The sequence below is a fragment of the Streptomyces sp. NPDC054796 genome, assembly GCF_053611545.1.
The window spans coordinates 45,914-65,183 of sequence record NZ_JBSHAO010000048.1 but is presented as its reverse complement, the minus strand read 5'-3'; the positions used below and the strand labels follow the sequence as shown (position 1 = coordinate 65,183).

Annotated in this window: 16 protein-coding genes; 7 read left to right on the top strand and 9 right to left on the bottom strand. The window is 69.4% G+C overall.

What is annotated here, in order from left to right; genetic code table 11:
• Positions 1-517 precede the first annotated feature (517 nt).
• Both fabG and ACWGJ2_RS30905 read right to left on the bottom strand, forming a co-directional pair.
• The gene (gene fabG / locus ACWGJ2_RS30910) at positions 518-1,288 is read right to left on the bottom strand and encodes a 3-oxoacyl-ACP reductase FabG (protein WP_453349583.1); all 771 of its coding nucleotides are present in this window, start codon (positions 1,286-1,288) and stop codon (positions 518-520) included.
• Between the two features lie 136 nt (positions 1,289-1,424).
• Positions 1,425-2,792: a cation:proton antiporter gene (locus ACWGJ2_RS30905; protein WP_453349582.1), complete on the bottom strand. Its 1,368-nt coding sequence runs from the start codon at positions 2,790-2,792 to the stop codon at positions 1,425-1,427.
• Positions 2,793-3,163: 371 nt separating this feature from the next.
• Here ACWGJ2_RS30905 and ACWGJ2_RS30900 point away from each other — a divergent pair, with 371 nt between their 5' ends.
• The 5 genes from ACWGJ2_RS30900 to ACWGJ2_RS30880 all read left to right on the top strand — a co-directional run bounded on the left by ACWGJ2_RS30900 (position 3,164) and on the right by ACWGJ2_RS30880 (position 8,727).
• A complete protein-coding gene (locus ACWGJ2_RS30900) occupies positions 3,164-3,877 on the top strand; it encodes an AfsR/SARP family transcriptional regulator (protein WP_453349581.1) in 714 nt (237 codons plus the stop codon).
• An 87-nt stretch (positions 3,878-3,964) separates the two neighbouring features.
• Positions 3,965-5,209: an MFS transporter gene (locus ACWGJ2_RS30895; RefSeq protein ID WP_453349580.1), complete on the top strand. Its 1,245-nt coding sequence runs from the start codon at positions 3,965-3,967 to the stop codon at positions 5,207-5,209.
• A 97-nt stretch (positions 5,210-5,306) separates the two neighbouring features.
• Complete coding sequence (locus tag ACWGJ2_RS30890; protein ID WP_453349579.1) at positions 5,307-6,095, top strand: 4'-phosphopantetheinyl transferase family protein; 789 nt, start codon at positions 5,307-5,309, stop codon at positions 6,093-6,095.
• Entirely contained in the window at positions 6,092-8,248 is a 2,157-nt protein-coding gene (locus tag ACWGJ2_RS30885; RefSeq protein WP_453349578.1) for an acetoacetate--CoA ligase, read from the top strand. The genes ACWGJ2_RS30890 and ACWGJ2_RS30885 overlap by 4 nt, the downstream gene beginning before the upstream one ends.
• Positions 8,248-8,727 carry a MaoC family dehydratase gene (locus tag ACWGJ2_RS30880; protein WP_453349577.1) on the top strand — a complete coding sequence of 160 codons (480 nt, stop codon included), beginning with the start codon at positions 8,248-8,250 and terminating at the stop codon, positions 8,725-8,727. The genes ACWGJ2_RS30885 and ACWGJ2_RS30880 overlap by 1 nt, the downstream gene beginning before the upstream one ends.
• A 41-nt stretch (positions 8,728-8,768) precedes the next feature.
• Here the strand turns inward: ACWGJ2_RS30880 and ACWGJ2_RS30875 are convergent, their stop codons facing one another.
• From ACWGJ2_RS30875 to ACWGJ2_RS30845, 7 genes are all read right to left on the bottom strand, one after another.
• Complete coding sequence (locus ACWGJ2_RS30875) at positions 8,769-9,779, bottom strand: zinc-binding dehydrogenase (protein ID WP_453349576.1); 1,011 nt, start codon at positions 9,777-9,779, stop codon at positions 8,769-8,771.
• A gap of 31 nt (positions 9,780-9,810) precedes the next feature.
• Positions 9,811-10,617 (bottom strand): alpha/beta fold hydrolase, encoded by an 807-nt coding sequence (locus ACWGJ2_RS30870; RefSeq protein ID WP_453349575.1) that lies wholly within the window; start codon positions 10,615-10,617, stop codon positions 9,811-9,813.
• Positions 10,618-10,670: 53 nt separating this feature from the next.
• Complete coding sequence (locus ACWGJ2_RS30865; RefSeq protein WP_453349574.1) at positions 10,671-10,916, bottom strand: acyl carrier protein; 246 nt, start codon at positions 10,914-10,916, stop codon at positions 10,671-10,673.
• A gap of 83 nt (positions 10,917-10,999) precedes the next feature.
• Positions 11,000-12,415, bottom strand: coding sequence for a tryptophan 7-halogenase (locus ACWGJ2_RS30860; RefSeq protein ID WP_453349573.1), 1,416 nt, complete (start codon positions 12,413-12,415; stop codon positions 11,000-11,002).
• A gap of 268 nt (positions 12,416-12,683) precedes the next feature.
• Positions 12,684-13,298: a DUF742 domain-containing protein gene (locus tag ACWGJ2_RS30855; RefSeq protein WP_453349572.1), complete on the bottom strand. Its 615-nt coding sequence runs from the start codon at positions 13,296-13,298 to the stop codon at positions 12,684-12,686.
• A gap of 15 nt (positions 13,299-13,313) precedes the next feature.
• Positions 13,314-13,748 carry a roadblock/LC7 domain-containing protein gene (locus tag ACWGJ2_RS30850; protein ID WP_453349571.1) on the bottom strand — a complete coding sequence of 145 codons (435 nt, stop codon included), beginning with the start codon at positions 13,746-13,748 and terminating at the stop codon, positions 13,314-13,316.
• The gene (locus ACWGJ2_RS30845) at positions 13,745-16,453 is read right to left on the bottom strand and encodes a sensor histidine kinase (RefSeq protein ID WP_453349570.1); all 2,709 of its coding nucleotides are present in this window, start codon (positions 16,451-16,453) and stop codon (positions 13,745-13,747) included. Before ACWGJ2_RS30845 ends, ACWGJ2_RS30850 begins: the two co-directional genes overlap by 4 nt.
• An 811-nt stretch (positions 16,454-17,264) precedes the next feature.
• On the opposite strand from ACWGJ2_RS30845, the gene ACWGJ2_RS30840 reads away from it, so the two are divergent.
• Together ACWGJ2_RS30840 and ACWGJ2_RS30835 are read left to right on the top strand one after the other, a co-directional pair.
• A complete protein-coding gene (locus ACWGJ2_RS30840; protein ID WP_453349569.1) occupies positions 17,265-17,657 on the top strand; it encodes a DUF485 domain-containing protein in 393 nt (130 codons plus the stop codon).
• The gene (locus tag ACWGJ2_RS30835; protein ID WP_453349568.1) at positions 17,654-19,249 is read left to right on the top strand and encodes a solute symporter family protein; all 1,596 of its coding nucleotides are present in this window, start codon (positions 17,654-17,656) and stop codon (positions 19,247-19,249) included. The genes ACWGJ2_RS30840 and ACWGJ2_RS30835 overlap by 4 nt, the downstream gene beginning before the upstream one ends.
• Positions 19,250-19,270: the final 21 nt, after the last annotated feature.

Here is a 19,270-nt window from a genome sequence, read left to right as displayed (position 1 = left end):
ATCACGCGGCGGCCCCCCTCTTCACCGTCCGGACCAAGATCCAGTGGACACTCAGTGGACACGGGGCCGGTTCCGTGGACGGAGGGGCCGTCACTCCGTCTTCGATCACTTGTCCGAGGCCCGGCGAGTGGCCGAGGGGCCTTCCCGTCCCCGGCGGCAGACCGGTCGGCAGCGCCCAGACGCCCAGGCCCGTCTTGCTTCGCGCGAAAGCTGACGAGGTTGTCGCCGGTCTCTGTCGCTGAAGCGTTCCGGGATGCCGACCAGGAGCTGAAGCAGTTCATCGGCGAGAAGGACACCGAGGCGCGGTTCCTCGAACAGGTCCGGCGCGTCCCTATGGGGGATGGGCAGGTTCAAGCCCCGCCGCGGGAGACGAGCGGGGGTTCGTTGGTCCCGCGATGACTTCACAAGATCCAAAATGTTCCCGCCGCGACACCGGATCTTGTCCGGGCCGGGGCCGGTGGTGGAGACGGCACGGGCGGGGGTCGGCGCATACGTGTCACGGAACCAGGCAAGGCGCTCAGAGGGCCGCGCCGCCGTCCACTCGGATGACCTGGCCGGTGATGTACGCGGCGCGGTCCGACAGCAAGAAGGCGACCATCTCAGCGGTGTCCTCGGGCTGTCCGAACCGTTGGAGCGGAATGCGGTCCAGCATTTTCTCCCGGGCCGGCACCGGAATGTCTTCGAGCATTTGCGTCTCGGTGATTCCCGGGGCCACGACATTGACCCGGATTCCGTGCCCGGCGACCTCCCGCGCCAACGACTTGCTCATGCCGATGATGCCGGCCTTGCTCGCGGCGTAGTTGCTCATCGTCACGAAGCCGCTGAGCGCGACGATCGAGGAGATGTTCACGCACGTTCCGCGCTTGCGACGCAAGAAGCGGTACATCACGGCCTGGCAGACGTTCCACATACCGCTGAGGTTTGTGTCGAGAACGTCGTCCCACGCCTCTGCCGACAGCAGCGGCATGGGACTGTTCCTGGTGATCCCCGCGTTGTTCACCAGGGCCGTGACCGGGCCGAACTCCTTCTCGACCCGGTCCACCATCTCCTCGACCTCGTCCCGGTCGCGTACGTCGCACGTGGTGAAGTACGAACGGGCGCCAAGGGCTTCGATCTTCTCCCGGGTCTCACGAGAGTCCTCGCTCTCGGTCCGGTAGCAGCCGACGACGTCGTAGCCCTCGCCCGCGAGCTTGAGGGCGATACCGCGGCCGATTCCCCGGGCTGCCCCGGTCACCAGCACGCAGCGCCGCTCATTCTCCCCGCTCGGCCCAGCAACGTTGTCCGCCATGCTCTCTCCTCAGCGCAGGAACGGTCCCCGCGCCGGTTCAACGGCCCTCGTGGGGCCGTGAATCCGACGCTCCATGACCCGGTCAGGGAACCACCGGCCGATAAAACGCCGCTTAACGGCGGCCGAAAGCTCCGGTTCACCGGCGGGTCTCCGCCGGTACGTCCGCCGCGTCACGCGGGGCGGGCCCCGTCGTATCCATCTCCGTGCCGACGGGAACAGGGGGCAGGAGCCGCGCTTCGTGACGCGGGGGAAGGGCCCAGCGGAAGAGCGGAACGGCCCCCGCCGTGGTGATCACCGCGACCAGCACCAGCATGGAGAACAGTTCCTGCGTGATCATTTTCTGCGCGAGGCCGATATTGATGAAGATGAGGATCATCAGGCCCCGGGCGTTCATGAGACCGCCCACCGCCCAGGACTCCCGCCATGAGTAGCCCACCGCCCGCATGGTGAGCCCGCAGCCCACGTATTTTCCGGCGAACCCGGCCGCCAGGAGCGTGCCGAGAGCCAGCAGCATGGTTCCATCGGTGACCCCGCCGAGCTTCGTGTTGAGGCCGGAGAACGCGAAGAAGACAGGCAGGAGGAAGACGCAGACGAAGTCCATCATTCTGCCGTGCAGCGCTTCCCTGAAAGCCGCGTTCCGCGGCATGGCCAGACCGGCGATGAAACCGCCGAAGACCGAATACACGCCGATGAAGTCCGTGAACCAGCCCGCGGTCAGCACGATCACGGCGACCAGATACATCTGCCCGGGGGCGAGCCTCCCGGTCCGCGCCACCGTCGCTCCCAGGGGCCGCAGCAGCCGCGCGACGACCAGCAGCATCAGCGCCGCGAAGATCGCGACCAGCACGATCGTCCGCAGCGCGCCCGTGAGGCCGGTACCGGCGTGTACGGCCGAGAGCACCGCCAGCAGGCACCACGCCGCGGCGTCGTCCATCGAGGCGGCGACCAGTGACAATTTGCCCAGCCGGCTGTGCTGAAGACCTCGTTCGTACAGGATGCGGGCGAGCATGGGGAACGCCGTGATGGACAGCGCTGAGCCGACGAAGAACGCGAACTCCGCACGGGATATGTCACCCCGGGACAACTCGTCGTACCACAGCACTCCGGCACCGGCGCCCAGCACCAGGGCCGGCAGCACGCCCGACATGGCGAGCACGGTGGCCTGACGTCCGGTCTTCTTCGCCTCGCCGCGTTCACCGTGTTCCATCCCGACGCCGACCAGGAACATGTACAGCGTCAGCCCAATCGTGCTGAGCACATAGAGGAAGGATTTCACTTCCGCGGGGAAGAGCCGCTGCTGAATATCAGGCAACAGCATGCCGAGGAATGTCGGCCCGAGAAGAACACCTGCGACCATTTCCCCGAGCACGCGCGGCTGTTTCACCGCGATGGCCAACCTTCCGCACACGGCTGATGCCACGAGCACCACGATCAAAGCAGGCAGGATCTTCAGTGCGAGCGCCAGGTTGGGGTCGTCAACCGAAGTAAATGCGAACTGGTACATAAGCCTCCTCGACCGGCCCACCAGGGATTCCGGGCAACCTTCCCACCCGGCGCCGAAGAACAGCCAAAGCGATCCCTAAGTACCGCATAAGCGAGGGACCTAAATGCATATCGCCGCTAATTTGTAGTTCCTTGTCGCGAAATATACGCACTTACGAAAACCAATAGATGCGCACTATAACAGGTGCCGACAAGAGGGCCTACTGGCCAAAGGAAGGGGAAATACCTTGACATGCACTCCGTGGCCCTCACATGCTTTCTCCGGGTGCGTCGTTCCGCGACTTCACGAGGAGACAGATGAGGTTCCACATTTTGGGCCCGGTGGAAATGGTGACCGAAGCTGGGGAAACAGTCACCCCACGGGCCTTCAAAGTGCGCACATTACTGGCCCTGCTCTGCCTCAACGCGAACCGACCGGTGCCCCCGGCACGCATCATCAACGCCCTGTGGTCCGGGAACCCACCGCGGACGGCGGCCACCGCGCTCCAGGTATACGTCTCCAAACTCCGGCAGCAGATCTCCCACGCGGACGCGGGCAACACCGTCATCACCACGGACTCGTCCGGTTATACGCTCCGGACCGATAGCTGCGCCTCGCTCGATCTCACGGTGTTCGACTTCCTGACCAGACGGGCCCAGCAGGTCGCCAGAGCCGGCCAGGCGCGGGAGGCCGCGTCGCTGCTGTCCGAGTCACTGAGACTGTGGGACGGAGCCGCCCTCGCCGACGTACGAGGCGCCTCCACCATGGACGCGTACGCCCGGCAGTTGGAGGAGCGGCGCAACGCGGTCCGCGAGAAACGCATGGAGATCGAACTCAGCCTCGGCAGGCACTCCCAGTTGATCGGGGAACTGTACGTGCTCCTGGAGGAGCACCCGATGTGGGAGAACCTGTACGCGTACCTCATGATCGCGCTCTACCGCAGTGGCCGCGTCCCCGAATGCCTGGCCGTTTACCACGCGCTGCGACGGCAGCTCGACGAGGATCTGGGCATGGAGCCCTGCACCCGCCTGCGGGAACTCCACCGTGCCGTACTCGCGCGGGAGCCGTGGCTCGACCACGTCGACTCTCCGCTCTCCGCCGCGTAACCCGGCCCGCCGCCCCGCGCAGCGCCCGGGCACAGGACGCCACGACACTTCGGCCGGCACCGAAGCGTCCGTCGAATACGGTTCCCCATGACCTCTCGCCCCACAGAAACTGGCCGGTCGGAAGCCTTAACCGCACCTGTCCGCGACTCCGGCGCGCGTGGCGCCCTGCCCTTCGCCGCAGCCGCCTACATCCTGTTCGTCCTGACGGTCGGCACGAACATGCCCACCCCGCTGTACGCGCGCTATCAGGCCGAGTTCGGCTTCACCCCGATCGTGGTCACCCTGGTCTTCGCCGTCTACGCCGGAACTCTCGTGCCCACCCTGCTGATGTCCGGTGCGCTGGCCGACAGCATCGGGCATCGCCGGGTGGTCGTTCCCGCCATCGCGCTCGCCGGGGTGGCCGCCGCGCTCTTCGCCGCGGCCGACGGAGTCGGCTCCCTGTTCGCCGCCCGCGCCCTCCAGGGCATCTCGGTCGGCGCGGCCTCCAGCGCACTGACCGCCGCCCTCGTCGAGACCGAGCCGTCCGGCAACCGCCCCCGGGCCTCCTCGCTCGCCTCGGCCATGGTCACAGGCGGCGGCGGGCTCGGCCCCGTGCTGGCCGGGCTCCTCGCCCAGTACGCCCCGTTGCCTCTCCGCCTGGCCTATCTCCTCGAACTCGGGCTCCTCGCCCTGGCCATGGCCGCCGTCACCCAGCTCCCCGCGCCGACCGGTCCCCGGCCAGCCTGGCGTCCACGGCGCCCCAGCATCCCGGCCGCCGCCCGGCGGCAGTTCGCGCTCGCGGGCGCCGTCAGCTTCCTGGGCTGGGCGGTGGTCGCCCTCTTCCTCGCCATGGTGCCTTCGTACACCTCGGTGATCCTGCACCGGGACAACCTGCTGCTGTCCGGGACGGCCGCGGGCATGTTCCTGCTCTGCGCCGCCCTTGCCCAGTACGTCCTGTCACGCACCGGCACCGTCGCGCGCCCTGCCGTCGGCCTGCTCCTGCTCGTCGCCGGTCTGGCGCTGCTCGCCGCTGCGGGTGCCACCCGGCTCACTCCCCTGCTGCTGGCCGCCGCGGTCGTCGGAGGGACGGGTCAGGGCATCGCCTTCATGGCGGCGCTGGCCCGTACGAACGAGCTGGCGCCGCCGGAGAGCCGGGCCGAAGTGCTGTCCGCCTTCTACATGATCACTTACCTCGGAGTCGGTATCCCGGTCATCGGCGTGGGGTTCCTCGCGGCCGAGGTCGGGCTCTTCCCCGCCGTCGTGGCCTTCTCCGCGCTGACCGGGGTCGCCTGCCTGGCCGTCGCGACGGCCGCCAGGACACAGCCGGACCCTCCCTCCCCACGCCCGGCTTAAGGCACCGGTTAGCCGGTCTTTAAGGCGGCTCCCTACGGTGTCTCCGGGCACCCCGCGCGGCCCCCGGACACCGCCTCGCGCCCAGGAGGCCATCGCGATGAATCCGCACCCCGGCCGGCCCCTCACAGGCACCGGCCCCCTCACGGACCCCGGCAGGCCCCGAGGCCAGGACGCGAACACGGAGCCCGGCAGGACCCGTCTGCTGGGCGTGTACCGGCCACTCCAGCAGCCCGTCGAACTGTGGAGCACCCGCTGCGCCGCCCCTCATACGGAGGCGTACGCCGCTGACGAGGCCACCCTCTCCGCCGCTGAACGCGCACGCCTCACCCGTATCCGCACGGACACCGCCCGGGCCCAGTACGTCGCGGGCCGTGCCCTGGCCCGGCGGGTGCTCGCCCGCCACGTCACGGGCGGCGGAGAAGGCGGGGAAGGGATCGCGTTCGGCTCGACGGACGAGGGCCGCCCCTTCCTGGCCCGGCCGGCCGTCGCCGGCCTCGACTTCAACCTCGCCCACTCCGGCCGGCTCGCCGTCCTCGCCGTGACGAAGGGGCCGGGACGCGTCGGCGTCGACGTCGAACGCCTCGCTCCCGGACGGGACTTCACCGGCATCGCCCGGCACTTCTTCTCCGCCGACGAGTACGAACAGTGGTCCACCGCGCCCGGGGGAGAACGCGTCGCCGACTGGTATCGAAGCTGGACCAGGCGCGAGGCGTGGACAAAGGCTTCCGGAGCCGGGCTGCGGGACATCGGTGCGGAGCACCACGGCCGCGGAAGCACGTGGGCGGACATCGCCTTCACCCCCGAACCGGGATACGCCGGATGCCTCGTCCTGCTGACCGCCCACTCCCCCGCCACAAGTGACGTACGAGGTGACGACCGACCGTGACCGTCCCCGCCCCCCTGTGGACTCCGCCCGACGACGTCCTGGACCGCACCCGCATCGGGCACTATCTGCGCTGGCTCGACGCACAGCGCGGCCTGCGCTTCCGCGACTACTCCGAGCTGTGGCGCTGGTCGGTGTCCTCGCTGGACGAGTTCTGGACCTCGCTGTGGGAGCACTTCGACGTCACCCCGCACGTACCGTCGACCGCACGTGCCGGTGGCCCGGACCCGGCGGACACCCGCTGGTTCCCCGGCGCCCGGTTGAACTACGCCCAGCGCGTGCTGGCCATGCCGGGGGCCGACGGCTCGGCCCCCATGGTGTTCGGTTACTCGCAGACCCGGGAGACCGTCGTCGTCACCGCGGACGAGCTGCGTGACCAGGTCGCCCGGGCGAGCCGCGGCCTGCGCCGTCTCGGCGTGACGGCGGGAGACCGGGTCGCCGCCTATCTGCCGAACATCCCCGAGGCACTGGTGCTGCTGCTCGCGTGCGCCGGACTGGGGGCCGTGTTCTCCTCCTGCGCACCCGAGTTCGGGGCCCGGTCGGTGCGGGACCGCTGGCAGCAGATCGAGCCCAAGGTCCTGGTGGCGGTGGACGGTTACCGTTCCGGGGAGCGGCTCACCGACCGCCGCAAGGAGGTCGCCGAGATCCGCGCCGCGCTGCCGTCGCTGACCCGCACGGTGTGCGTGCCGTACACGGGGGCCGGTCTGGACGACGCCCTCTCCTGGGACCGCCTGCTGGAGGAGCCCGGGGAGACCGCCGCGCCCGGCACCAGCGCACCGGCCGCCGGAGCGGCCCCGGGCCCCGGACGGGCCGCCGCCCTCCGGCAGCCCGCCTTCCAGGACGTGGCCTTCGACCACCCGCTCTACATCCTCTACTCGTCCGGTACGACGGGGCTCCCCAAGCCCATCGTGCACGGCCACGGCGGGATCCTCCTCGAACACCTCAAGATGCTGGCCCTGCACCACGACCTGGGCCCCGCCGACCGGTTCCTCTGGTTCACCAGCACCGGGTGGATGATGTGGAACTACCTCGTCTCCGGCCTCGCCGTGGGCAGCGCGGTGGTCCTGTTCGACGGCGACCCCAACCACCCCGGGTACGGGGCGCTGTGGCAGCTCGTCGCGGACTCCGGCACCACGTACTTCGGCACCTCGGCACCGTTCCTGATGACGTCCCGCAGGGCGGGGCTCACCCCGTGGCGGGATCACGACCTCTCCCGGCTGCGCGGCATCGGCTCGACGGGCTCTCCCCTGCCGGCGGAGGGGTTCCGGTGGGTCTACGAGGAGGCCGCGGCCGGTGAGGCCGCGCGCCTCCCGACGGACGGCGAGGCCCCGCGGCTCCCGGCGACCGGTGAGGGGCCGCGGCTCCCGGTCCTCACCTCGCTCTCGGGCGGCACCGACGTGTGCACCGGTTTCGTCGGCGGGGTGCCGTTGCTGCCCGTCGTCGAAGGGGAGATCACCTGCCGGGCCCTCGGCGCGAAGGTCGAGGCGTACACCCCGGAGGGCCGGTCCGTCACCGGCAGCACCGGTGAGCTGGTGATCACCGAACCGATGCCCAGCATGCCCGTCGCCCTGTGGGGAGACACGGACGGCACCCGTCGCCGTGCCGCCTACTTCGACAGGTTCCCCGGCGTCTGGCACCACGGGGACTGGATCACCGTCACCGAACGGGGGTCGTGCGTCATCAGCGGGCGCTCCGACGCCACGCTGAAGCGCGGCGGAGTACGCCTGGGGACCGCCGAGTTCTACGCCGTGGTGGAGGACATCGGCGAAGTGACCGACTCACTCGTCGTCCACGTGGAGACGGCGGGCAGCGGCAAGCTGATGCTGTTCGTGGTGCTGCGCGAGGACGTCGTGCTGGACGCGTCCCTGCGGGCACGCATCAGCGACGAACTCCGCGACTCCCTCTCCGGACACCACGTCCCCGACCACATCGTGCGGGTCCCCGCGGTTCCCCGGACCCTCTCGGGCAAGAAGCTGGAGGTGCCCGTCAAACGCATCCTGAGTGGGGCCGCGGCGGCGGAGGTCGCAGCCGACGGAGCACTGGCCAACCCCGGTTCACTCACCGCCTTCGAGGAGGTGGCGGTGCGTTACCGTACCCATTCGACGGCCGCCGCCGACCGATCCGACAGAAGTCTCCGAGAGGGCGCTGACGACTGATGACGACCACCGCCGACACCTTCACCACCCCCGTCCACGAGCGGTACTTCGAGGACTACGAAACGGGCTCGGTGCACAGCTACGGCAGCATCACGGTCACGGAGGAGGACATCCTCGACTTCGGCCGACGCTTCGACACCCAGAGCATCCACACCGACCCCGAGGCGGCGGCCGAGGGCCCCTTCGAGGGCCTGATCGCCAGCGGCTGGCACACCACGGCCGTGATGATGCGGCTGTACGCCGACCACTACCTCAGCAAGGTGGCCTCTCTCGCCTCCCCCGGCATCGACGAGCTGCGCTGGCTGCGGCCGGTCCGGCCCGGTGACAGCCTGTCGATCCGCGCCACCGTGGTCCGGGCCCGCCCCTCCCGGTCCAAGCCGGACCGCGGAATGGTCCACACGGATGTCGCCGTGCTCAACCAGCGTGACGAGACCGTCATGACCCTCACCATCATGAACATGCTGCGCCGCCGCCCCTGAGCGGAGCCGGTCCGCCCGCCTCCGGGCCGCCCGCCCCCGGTTCAGGCGAAGGTCAGCACGGTCTTCCCGATGTGCCGCCCCCCGCTCATCCTGCGGAACGCGGCGGCGGCGTCCTTCACCGGGAACGGGGAGCAGGGCAGCGGAGCCAGCTCGCCCGAGGCGAACAGCGGTGCCAACTCGTCCAGCAGCGAGCCGATCAGCTCCGGGCATTCCGTCATGAGCAGTCTGAGGTCGAGGCTGTGCATGCTGATGCCCCGCTGGAAAGGCAGCATCCCCAAGGGCGCGTCGGCCATGATGTCCCGCTTGCCGATCTCGACGAACCGCCCCCGCACCCGCAGCAGTTCCAGACCCGTGCGGATGGCGTCGCCGGGGAGGGAGTTGAGGACCACGTCGACGCCCTCCCCGCCCGTGGCCCGCAGCGTCTCCTGGCCGAACGTCCCGTCCCTGGAGTCCATGACGTGCCGGATGCCGAGTTCGCTCAGATGACGGCGCTTCTCCGGGGTTCCGGCGGTGGCCAGCAGCTCCGCGCCGCGGAAGGCCGCCACCGCGGTCGCGGCCGAACCGACCCCGCCGGCGGCGGAGTGGACGAGCACCCGCTCGCCGGGGCGCAGCCGGGCCAGGTGACTCAGCCCGTACCAGGCGGTGAGGTACGCGACGGGGAGCGTCGCGCCCTGGGCGAAGTCCATCTGGTCCGGCAGCGGCACGACGGCGCTCGCAGGTGCGTTGACCTGGGAGGCGAAGGCGTCCTCGACGACGGCCGCGACCCGGTCACCGGCCTTCACTCCCGGCACGCCGGGCCCCGTCCCGGTGACGACTCCGGCGCACTCCAGGCCCAGGGGCGGGACGTGGTCGTAGAAGGTCCCGGACAGCCCCATGGCCGTCAGCACATCGGTGAAGTTCAGCCCGGCCGCGTGGACGCGGATCCCCACCTCGCCGGGTCCGGGCGGCTCGTGGGGCGTGCTCTCCAGAGCGAAGGAGAGTACGCCGGGGCGCGGCAGCCCCAGTCGCTCGCGGGTGCGGGCGCCGGGTGCCCGCGGGGGCGAGTACGGCATGGAACGCTCCTGAAGGTCTGGCCGCCACGCGTCACACCACGGTGCGGAAGAAGTCGGTGAGGATGCGGTTCACCTCGTCGGGCCTTTCCAGGAATCCGAAGTGGCCGCAGCCCGCCAGCTCTTCGTAACGGCAGCCCTGTATGGCGTCGGCCACGGCGCGGCCCATCACCGGCGGCATCACCACGTCGTGTTCGAAGGCGAGCACCAGTGACGGGCAGCGGACCGCCGCGAGCCCCGCCAGCCGGTCGCCCGCGATCGTCGACTCGTACTGCGCTGCCCATCCCTCCCCGTGCTGCGGGAAGAGGGTGAACGTCGTGAGCCAGTCCTTCGCCAGCCGGTCGTCGGCGAGGGTGGCGGGCCCGAAGAGCTGGCTCATCGTGGACACAGCCGCGAACTCGGCGGGGATCCGGCCAGCGGCCCGCATCGCCTCCGCGCCGGACCGCGCCAGTGCCTCGCGGAACGCGTCACCTCTGCCACGGGTCGCCATGAGGGCCAGCCCGCGTACCAGTTCGGGGTACGCGCTCGCCACCTCCTGCGCGATCATGGCCCCGAGGGACACGCCCGCCAGCAGGCAGGGGCCGACGCCGAGTTCCTTGATCAGGCCGATGGTGTCCGCCGTGAAGTCCTCCAGCGTGTAAGGGCCGGGCGGGACGGCGGACGGCCGGCTTCCCCGGTTGTCGAAGGTGATGACCTGATGCCCGGCCCGCACGAGCGCGGGTACCTGACAGCGGTCCCACACGGCGGCGGGTGACGCCGCGGGAGCGATCAGTACCAGGGGGACGCCACTTCCACGTACCTGGTAGGAGAGCTGGGTTCCCCCTGCTTCTACAGTCGGCACTGCTTTCTCCCGAGGTCACCGTTTTCTGCCGAGGTCACGGTCTGCCACCCGGACTATGACGCACCGTTGAAGAACGTTTCCTGGATGGTGCGCAGCGTCTGGAACTGGTCCGTCTTGAGATTGCGGCGGTCGATGGTCCGGCCGCTCGCCTCCTCGATGACGATGACGAACTCGATCAGCGACAGCGAGTTGACCAGCCGGGAGTCGAACAGGTCGAGGTCCGGGTCTATCTCTTCCACGTCCGGGTTCTGCTCGTAGACCCAATTGATCACGTCGGGCGGAAGTGTGAGCGCGGGCATACTGACGGTTTCCTTTCCTTGCCTGCGTTACGGTCCTTGCCCGCATTACGGGCATTACGGGAACATCAGGGCGACGAACGTCGTCAGGCTCCGGCAGGCTGGCGGGCCCGCCTGATGCCGAGACGCGGCTTGGTCACCAGGTACAGGCCCGACGCGGCGTCGTAGAGGTCATTCGGCTCGATGCGCAGTGCGCTGAGGTTCGCCGCCTGCCCCTGCGGAGCCTCCTCGTCGGCGCGCTTCCGTGCCTGGTCGGCCTCCTCGACCAGTTCCGGCAGCGCCCTCACGCCCCGCGTGTCCTCGGCGTCGCGCAGATCGGTCAGGCCCGCCGATATCTCCGCGAAGGCACCGTTCGGCCGGTCGTACGTCTCCTTCTCCCGCACCAGCCGCTGCGCCAGCCAGAAATAGCTCTCGGTGCCCTTGTACTGCTCGTAGACCCCGGAGACCAGCACGATCAGGCGGGCGTAGGCGTTGCGGAACAGGGACTCGTAGAAGCCCTGGGCCTCCGTCTCGTCGATCTGCTCGGCGTCGACGCCGATGACCGAGGCCGCGGCCAGGACCGCGCTGTACATCGCCAGGTGGACCCCGGTGGACAGCAGCGGGTCGAGGAAACAGGCGGCGTCACCGACGAGGAAATAGCCCGGCCCGCAGAAGCTGTCGGCCACGTACGAATAGTCCTGCTCCACGCGGGTGGGCCCGCAGAAAGCGCCCATGGCGAGCTGCTCCCGCACCGTGCTGGATTCCTCCACCAGGGCCCGGATCATCTCGTCGTCCGAGCCGAACTCCTTGCGCCGTTCCACGAACCGCGTCTTGTGCGAGACGAAGCCGACGCTGAAACGACCCTCCCGAAGAGGTATGACCCAGTACCAGCCGTCCGGTGCCGACACGACGTTCAGACCGCCGGGCGGGGTGCCCTCCAGCAGTTCGCCCGCGTCCCAGTAGCTCCAGATGGCCACGTTGCGGAAGATCTCGTGGGCCCGCCGGTTCCTGAACTTCTGTGCCGAGAGCACCCCGGACCGGCCCGACGCGTCGATGAGAAAGTCGAACCCGGTCTCCCGCTGCGCGTTGCCCCGCCGGGTGTCCACCCACTTCGCGGAGACCGGCCGGTCTCCGTCGAAGACCACGTCCTTGACGTGCGCGCCCTCCACGACCTCGACGCCCTGCTCCTGGGCGTGCCGCAGCAGGATCTCGTCGAAGTCAGCGCGCTCGACCTGCCAGCCCCGCACGTCGGGACCGAAGAGCTCGGCCCAGTCGATGGTCCAGTCCTCGGCGCCCCAGCGGAGCAACGCGCCACGACGGCTGGTGAATCCGGCGGCGTCCACCTTGTCGAGGACACCGGCGATGTCCATCATCACGCGGCACGACGAGGTGAGTGACTCGCCGACGTGGTATCGGGGGAAGACGTCCCGTTCCAGGAGCGTGACGCTGATGCCCGCCCGTGCGAGCAGTGCTGCCGCCAGCGAGCCGCCTGGGCCACCGCCTATCACCAGGACTTTCGACATGAACGATCTCCTCGTTTCCCGCCTGCCAGGACGCGGTCGCAGTCATCAGGTGCCGGATCAAGGCAAACACGCACGCCTAAATCCGGGTTCGCCTCAGCTCTAAAGGCAGCCTTAACGGAGCGCGCGAGCGTGGCCTCCTCTGGGAGGGCGGAACGCACGGCGGGGCAAGGGGCAGGGAAGCCGGGGCGGGTGCGGGGAACCCGGGGGCAGGGGGCCCGGGGCGGGCGCGGGCGCGGGGGCGGTGTTCCCGGCGGGCGAGGGGCGCCCGTCAGAGCTGGCGCAGGCCCGTCAGAACCCGTTCCAGCAGGGCCTGGGTCGGGGTGTCGTCGGCGTCGGTCGCCGCCTCGTGGATGACGATCATCCCGCGGTCCGCCATGTCGCCGAGGAGCACCTTGGCCACCCCCAGGGGCACCGCGACGAGTGCCGCCACCTCGGCCACCGACCTCGGCTCCCGGCACAGGTCGAGCACCGCGCGGTCCCACTGCGTGGCGGCGGCGGGGACACCGCTCGGGTCGGTGGCGGTGACCAGGGTCTCGACCTCGAAGTGGTGGTGCGACCTCGTCCGGCCGCCCGTCCACGCGTAGGCGCGGACGAAGGAGGCCGGTGCGCCGGGCTCCGCGTTCCCCGCTTCCCAGGCGGGCGGCTGGTGGCCCTCCGCCTCCGGGAAAGCCGGACCGCGCGGCTCGGGGGCAGGGGCAGGGGGCCGCGGGGCTTCGCCGCGCTCGCCGTGTGCCGTGTCCTCCGGCGTGCCGCGATCGCCGGAGGTCTTCCGCTTACGCCGTCCGGTACCAAAACTGAACGCGTTGAGCACGTCGGCGAAGGTCTGTTCGTCCTCCGCGTCCTGATCTCTTCGAGGGCCGGACGGTCCTCCACCGGTGCTCATGTTCTCCCCGTCCGGCTATCGGGCAGCAGTCTGCTGGAACTGCTGCAACTCGGTTCGGAGTTCCGGAGTCAGCATCTCACCGGCCTGGTCGACGAGCACCGTCATCTCGTAGGCGATCTGGCCGATTTCGCAGTCCGGAGCCGCCAGGGCGACCAGACACGAGCCGTCCCTGATCGACATCATCAGCATGTTGCCGTGCTCCATCTGGATCACGGTGCGCAGCGCGTTCCCGGTCTCCATGCAGTCGGCGACGGCCTGGACCAGGCTGACGGCACCCGCCGCGATGGTGGAGAGCTGCTCGGCACGTTCGGGTGCCAGTTGGTCCGATGCGGTGAGCAGCAGTCCGTCGGCCGAGATCACCACGGCGTGCGCCACGTCGGGCACTCGCTCCGTGAAGTTGGTGACCAGCCATCCGAACTGGCTCACCTCCGGGGAGTGGGGTGCTGTCATGGGGTCTCCCTGCCCGTCGCCGATGGATTGTGCGTCTGATCAGGCTGAGCCCGACGGATGCCCGACTGGTAGCTGCTGAGGAAGCTGTGGGCGCGGCTGGCGTTCTTGCTCACGGCGCCCTCGTTCCCGTTCCCGTTCCCGTCCCGGTTCTCATTCCCGTCCCCGTTCCCGTTCCCGTTCCCGTTCCCGTCTCCGGCCCCGGTGGCGGGCCGCTCGGTCCGGGCCGGAGCGGGCCGCGTTCGCGGGACCCTCTTGGGCAGCCCGTTCTCCGTCAGCCCGGCCGGTTGGTCAGGCTCCCGCGCACCGTCCCAGGCCGGGCGGCGGGCTGCGGGCGCGGGGGCGGATGCGGGTGCGGGCTTCTCCGGCGCGGGGCGCCGCACCTGTGCGTTCGCGCCGTTCCCCGCGCCGTGGTTCGCGCCGTTCCCCGCGCCGTGGTTCGCGCCATGGTCAGACGCCGCCGACGCGGGGTGGTCGAACCACGAGGGACCGCCGGGCTGTTGAGACGCGGCCCTGCCGCCCGGAGCGGGCCTTGTCGTCACGGCGGCACCGGAGACCGGCCGCTGCGGCAGGCCCGACGCCGCCTTGCCGACGTCCGCCTTGCCGCCGCCCGTCCGACCGCCGTCCGTCCGGCCGCTGTTCGTCCGGCCGCCGGGCGTCCGCGTCGGAAGCGCGGCGGCGGGGCGTCGTCCGGCCACGGCGCCCGGCTGGTCCGTGCGGGACGGTGCCGTTGACTGTGCCGTGACCAGCTTGGCCGGTACCACGACGCTGGCGCGCAATCCCCTGACGCCCGGCTGCGAGCTGAGGCTGACGTCGATGCCGTGCCGACCCGCCAAGCGGCCGACCACGAACAGCCCGAGCTGCCGGGACGCGGGCGCGTCCGAGGCGGTGTCCGTCGCCACGCGCTGGTTGGCCCTGGCCAGGTCGCTCTCGTTCATCCCGATCCCCCCGTCCTGGATCTCGATCAGCAGCGAGCCGTCGGCCTGCCGGATGCCGCCGATGCCCACCTGAGTATGCGGCGGGGAGAACGTCGTGGCGTTGTCGAGCAGTTCGGCGACGAGCCGCCCCAGGTCACCGGCGACGTACCCGACCACGTCGACGGCGGGACTGGGCTGGACCAGCACGCGCTGATAGTGCTCGATCTCGGAGACCGCGCCCCTCAGCACGGTGTCCAGCGCCGCGCCGTGGGCAGGGCGCACCAGGCTGCTGCCGCACAGGACCATCATGTTCTCGTTGTTGCGCCGCATGCGCGTCGCCAGGTGGTCGAGCGTGAAGAGGCTGGCCAGCTGCTCCGGGTCCTCCTCGTGCCGTTCGAGCTGTTCCATCATCAGCAGCAGCCGGTCCACCAGGCTCTGGCTGCGCCGGGAGAGGTTGACCAGGGTGCTCCTGAGGTCACCGCGCAGTGCGGCCTGCTCCGCGGCCAGGCGCACGGCCTCGGCGTGCACCGTGTCGAACGCCCTGGCGAGCTGGCCGAACTCCTCCGTGGTGTGCACCGGCACGACGTCGACCACGCCGTCCGCCTTGCGCCCCTCGCGCATGCTCTCGACGGCGGCGGGCAGCCGGTTCTCCGCTACGTCGAGCGCCGTCGAGCGCAGGACGGTCAGCGACCGCAGCAGATGCCTGCCGATGCCGAGGCCGATGGTCAGGGCGAGCAGCAGCACGGCGAAGAGGATGACGGAGGCCGCGCCCGCGCGGTCGCTCGTCTCGTCCTGCGCCTGGGCCGACGAGGTGCGCAGCTTGTGGAGGAAGCCGCCCGACACCTTGTCGACGAGGTCTCCCGCGGTCTCCGAGTCTCGGTTCCACCTGTCGGCCGGGACGGGCAGCGACGCGGCGTCCTGCTGTGTGCCCGACGTGAGGGGCTGGGCCAGCACGGTGCTCACCACGTCCGCACGCCGGGTGACGGCGGGGCCCGTGACCGTCCGCTTGTACTCGCTCAGCTCAGCGGGGGTGGCCACGGCCCGGAAGTCGGCGAGCCTGTCCCGCAGGCGTACGTCGGCCTCTCGCAGCGCCTTCGTGAGCGTCGGGGTCATCGAACGGCCCCGGCCCGCTGCCTGCATCAGGATCGCGTGCTCCAGGTGGATCTGCTCCTCGACGGCCTCCAGGACGTACAACGCGGTGGCCGCCCTGGTGAGTTGGGGGGTCTGCAAGCCGCTGACGAGTGCTTGGTCCAGATCGAGCACCCCCGTGATGACCTTGCCGTAGCCGTTGAGCGCGGACCAGGAACTGACGTCGCCCGACGTCACCTGTGCGCGCAGGGCTGGCAGGCGGTCCATGAGGCCGAGGGCGTCGCTGTAACGATGCGCCGCGACGTCCGTGAGCGAGACCTCCTGCTTCCTGGTGTGGGCGACGGTGGTCCTGGCGCTGTCGACGCTCTCCCGCTGCTTCCGCAGATCGGCGGCGTCGGCGGCGTCCGCGTCGTCGGCATTGGCGTCGCCTGCGCCTGCGTCGGCGTCTGCGTCGGCGTCGGCGTCTGCGTCGGCGTCGGCGGCACTCAGTCGTTCGACGGACATCGTGCGTTCCATTTGCAGGGCCTTCAGCAAAGTCCGCAGCTCACCGCGCATCTTGACCAGCCGCTGCATATCCGCGTACGAGTTCGCACGCGTGACGTCGTCATGGATCTGCACGACGCCGAGACCGACAGCGAGCAGGGCCGGCACGAGCAGTACCGCCGCCAGCTTCACCAGCAGCCGCCAGTTCCGCCACTGCACGAGCGAAGCCCACCGCGACGGCCGTGCCGGACGCGTGGCCGCATGCCTGGCCGCGCTCACGGTATGAACTCCGTACTCGGAAGAGCTTGCTCGCTGGTACCTGTCACGATGCTGTTTTCTCCCGGGTTTTCACCTGAGCAGGACGGGGACGCCCGGCAGCACAGAGTGGTGCCGGAGGGGGATGGCGCGACTGCCTGCGGTCACGCCACGATGCACGACCCCAGGAGCGGGCATATGTCCCGGGCATTGGATAGTTGCATTTCGAAAACTAAGGGAGGGTTCACCCAAGGGCCCTCAACCGACCCGGCGACGTCGCGGGTGCGCCCAAGGAAAACCATTGTTCCCTCTCCCAATCCTCGGATGCGAACCGATCCCCGCATGCCGTGTGCCGACCTGTCAAGCGCTGTGGGACCCAGGCGAGTTTAGGACAGCCAGACGAACGGCAACAATGCGGCCCCCCGACCCAGTCGTCGACGAACCAAACCCTTACGCACATGATCTCCACATTCGGAGGTCCGGTCGACGACACCATGCGGGTTCGGTAAATGCTGGGCAAAAATAGGATCAAGTCGCCCTCAGTTCGGAGCCATTGCGGGCATTGAATGGTTCGAAACGGTTCTCGGGGTGCGTCTGGGCACCCACGCGGGATTCGACGCTCGCCGCGTGAGCCGTGGGGCACTGGTTGACGGTGTGTGGCGGCTCGCTACACTCTCCACCGCCCAGGGGCTACGGCTTGCTCCTTTCCATCGCTCGCCCGCTCGCCGCAGGAGCGCCCATGCGCCCTCCTGCCCGAATCCACAGAAAGAGGAACGTGACCAGGCCGGCAGGGTCGCCCCCCTTTGAAGTGTCCGAGCGGCCTGCCGGACGGGAGTTCACCGATCCCCGTCGCCAAGGCGAGCCCGACTACTCCGCGATTCAGCAGAGCGAGGAGTTCGTCCAGCTACGCAGACGGCTCCGGCTGTTCGTCTTCCCGATGAGCGCGCTCTTCTTCTGCTGGTACATGACGTTCGCTCTGCTTTCCGCCTACGCCCACGGCTTCATGAGCCAAAAGGTCACGGGCGAAATCAACATGGGCACCATCCTCGGTCTGTTGCAGTTCGTGTCCACGATCGTGATCGTTCTGGCGTACCGGCGTTTCGCCCGGAAGAGGATTGATCCGGAAGTGGACAGGATCCACGAACTGGCGGGAGTCGAGAAGCAATGAAACGGCAGATCGCATCCGACGCCATCGGCAGCCCCATGCTCAATCTGAGCGTGTTCCTGGTTTTTGTCATCATCACCCTGCTCATCGTCTACAGGGTCACCAACAAAAACCAGACGGCATCCGACTACTACGCCGCTGGCAGCGCCTTCACCGGTGTGCAGAACGGCATCGCGATGTCCGGCGACTTCCTCTCCGCGGCGTCCTTCCTGGGCATTTCCGGGGCGATCGCCGTCCACGGTTACGACGGATTCCTCTACTCCGTCGGATGGCTCGTCGCCTGGCTGGTCGCCCTCCTGCTCATCGGCGAGCGGCTGCGCAACACCGGGCGCTACACCGTGGGCGACGTGATGGCCTTCCGCATGAAGCAGCGTCCGGTGCGCGCCGCCGCCGCCAACGCCACCCTGGTCATCACGTTCTTCTACATGCTCGCCCAGATGGCCGGCGCGGGCGGACTGATCGCCCTGCTGCTGGACGTGCACACCAGGGGCGGGCGGGCGCTGCTCATCTGCGGCGTGGGCGCCGTCATGCTCCTGTACGTGCTGGTGGGCGGGATGAAGGGCACCACCTGGGTGCAGATCATCAAGGCCGGTCTGCTCCTGGTGTGCGTGTCATTCATCAGCGTGTTCATCATCGGCAAGTTCGGATTCAGCTTTTCCGCGCTTCTGCAACAGGCCACGGAGAACAGCCCGTTGGGCAGCCGACTGCTCGAACCAGGCAGTTCTTACGGCCAGAACGCGATCAGCAAAATCGACTTCGTCTCGCTGGCCCTGTCGTTGGTCCTCGGAATCTCCAGCCTGCCGCATGTGCTGATGCGCTTCTACACCGTGCCGAATGCCAAGGAGGCGCGCCGGTCGGTGGTGTGGTGCTCCTGGTCGATGTTCATCTTCTACCTGGGAATTCTCGTCGTCGGTTACGGCGCCACAGCGCTGGTCGGTTCCGACGCCATTGTCAAAGCCCCGGGCGGCGAGAATTCCGCGGCGCCGCTGCTCGCCTTCCATATCGGTGGAGTCGTGCTCCTGGGAGTCGTCTCGGCGGTGGCCTTCGCGACGATCCTGGCGGTCGTGGCCGGTCTGACCCTGGCCGCTTCGGCGTCATTCGCGCATGACGTCTACGCCAACGTGATACGGCGCGGTAAGGCCGATCCCCGGTCCGAGATCCGGGTGGCCCGGCTGACGGCGGTCGTGGTCGGCCTCCTGGCCATCGTCGGCGGCATCGTGGCCGACGGCCAGAACGTCGCCTTCCTCGTATCGCTGGCCCTGGCCCTCGCCGCCTCCGCCAACCTGCCCACGATGCTCTACACGCTGTTCTGGAAACGCTTCAACACGTCGGGGACGCTGTGGAGCATCTACGGCGGCCTGGTGTCCTGCCTCGTGCTCATCGTCTTCTCACCGGCGGTCTCGGGCACCTCCACGTCGATCTTCACGAGTGTCGACTTCCACCTCTTCCCGCTCGTCAACCCCGGCATCGTGTCGATCCCGCTCTCGTTCGTGCTGGGCTTCCTCGGCACCGTGTTCAGCAGGCGCCCCGCGGATCCGGACAAGCAGGCGGAGATGGAGGTCCGGGCGCTGACCGGAATCGGCGCCCGGCTGTAGCCGCTCTTCGTCCCGGCTGCC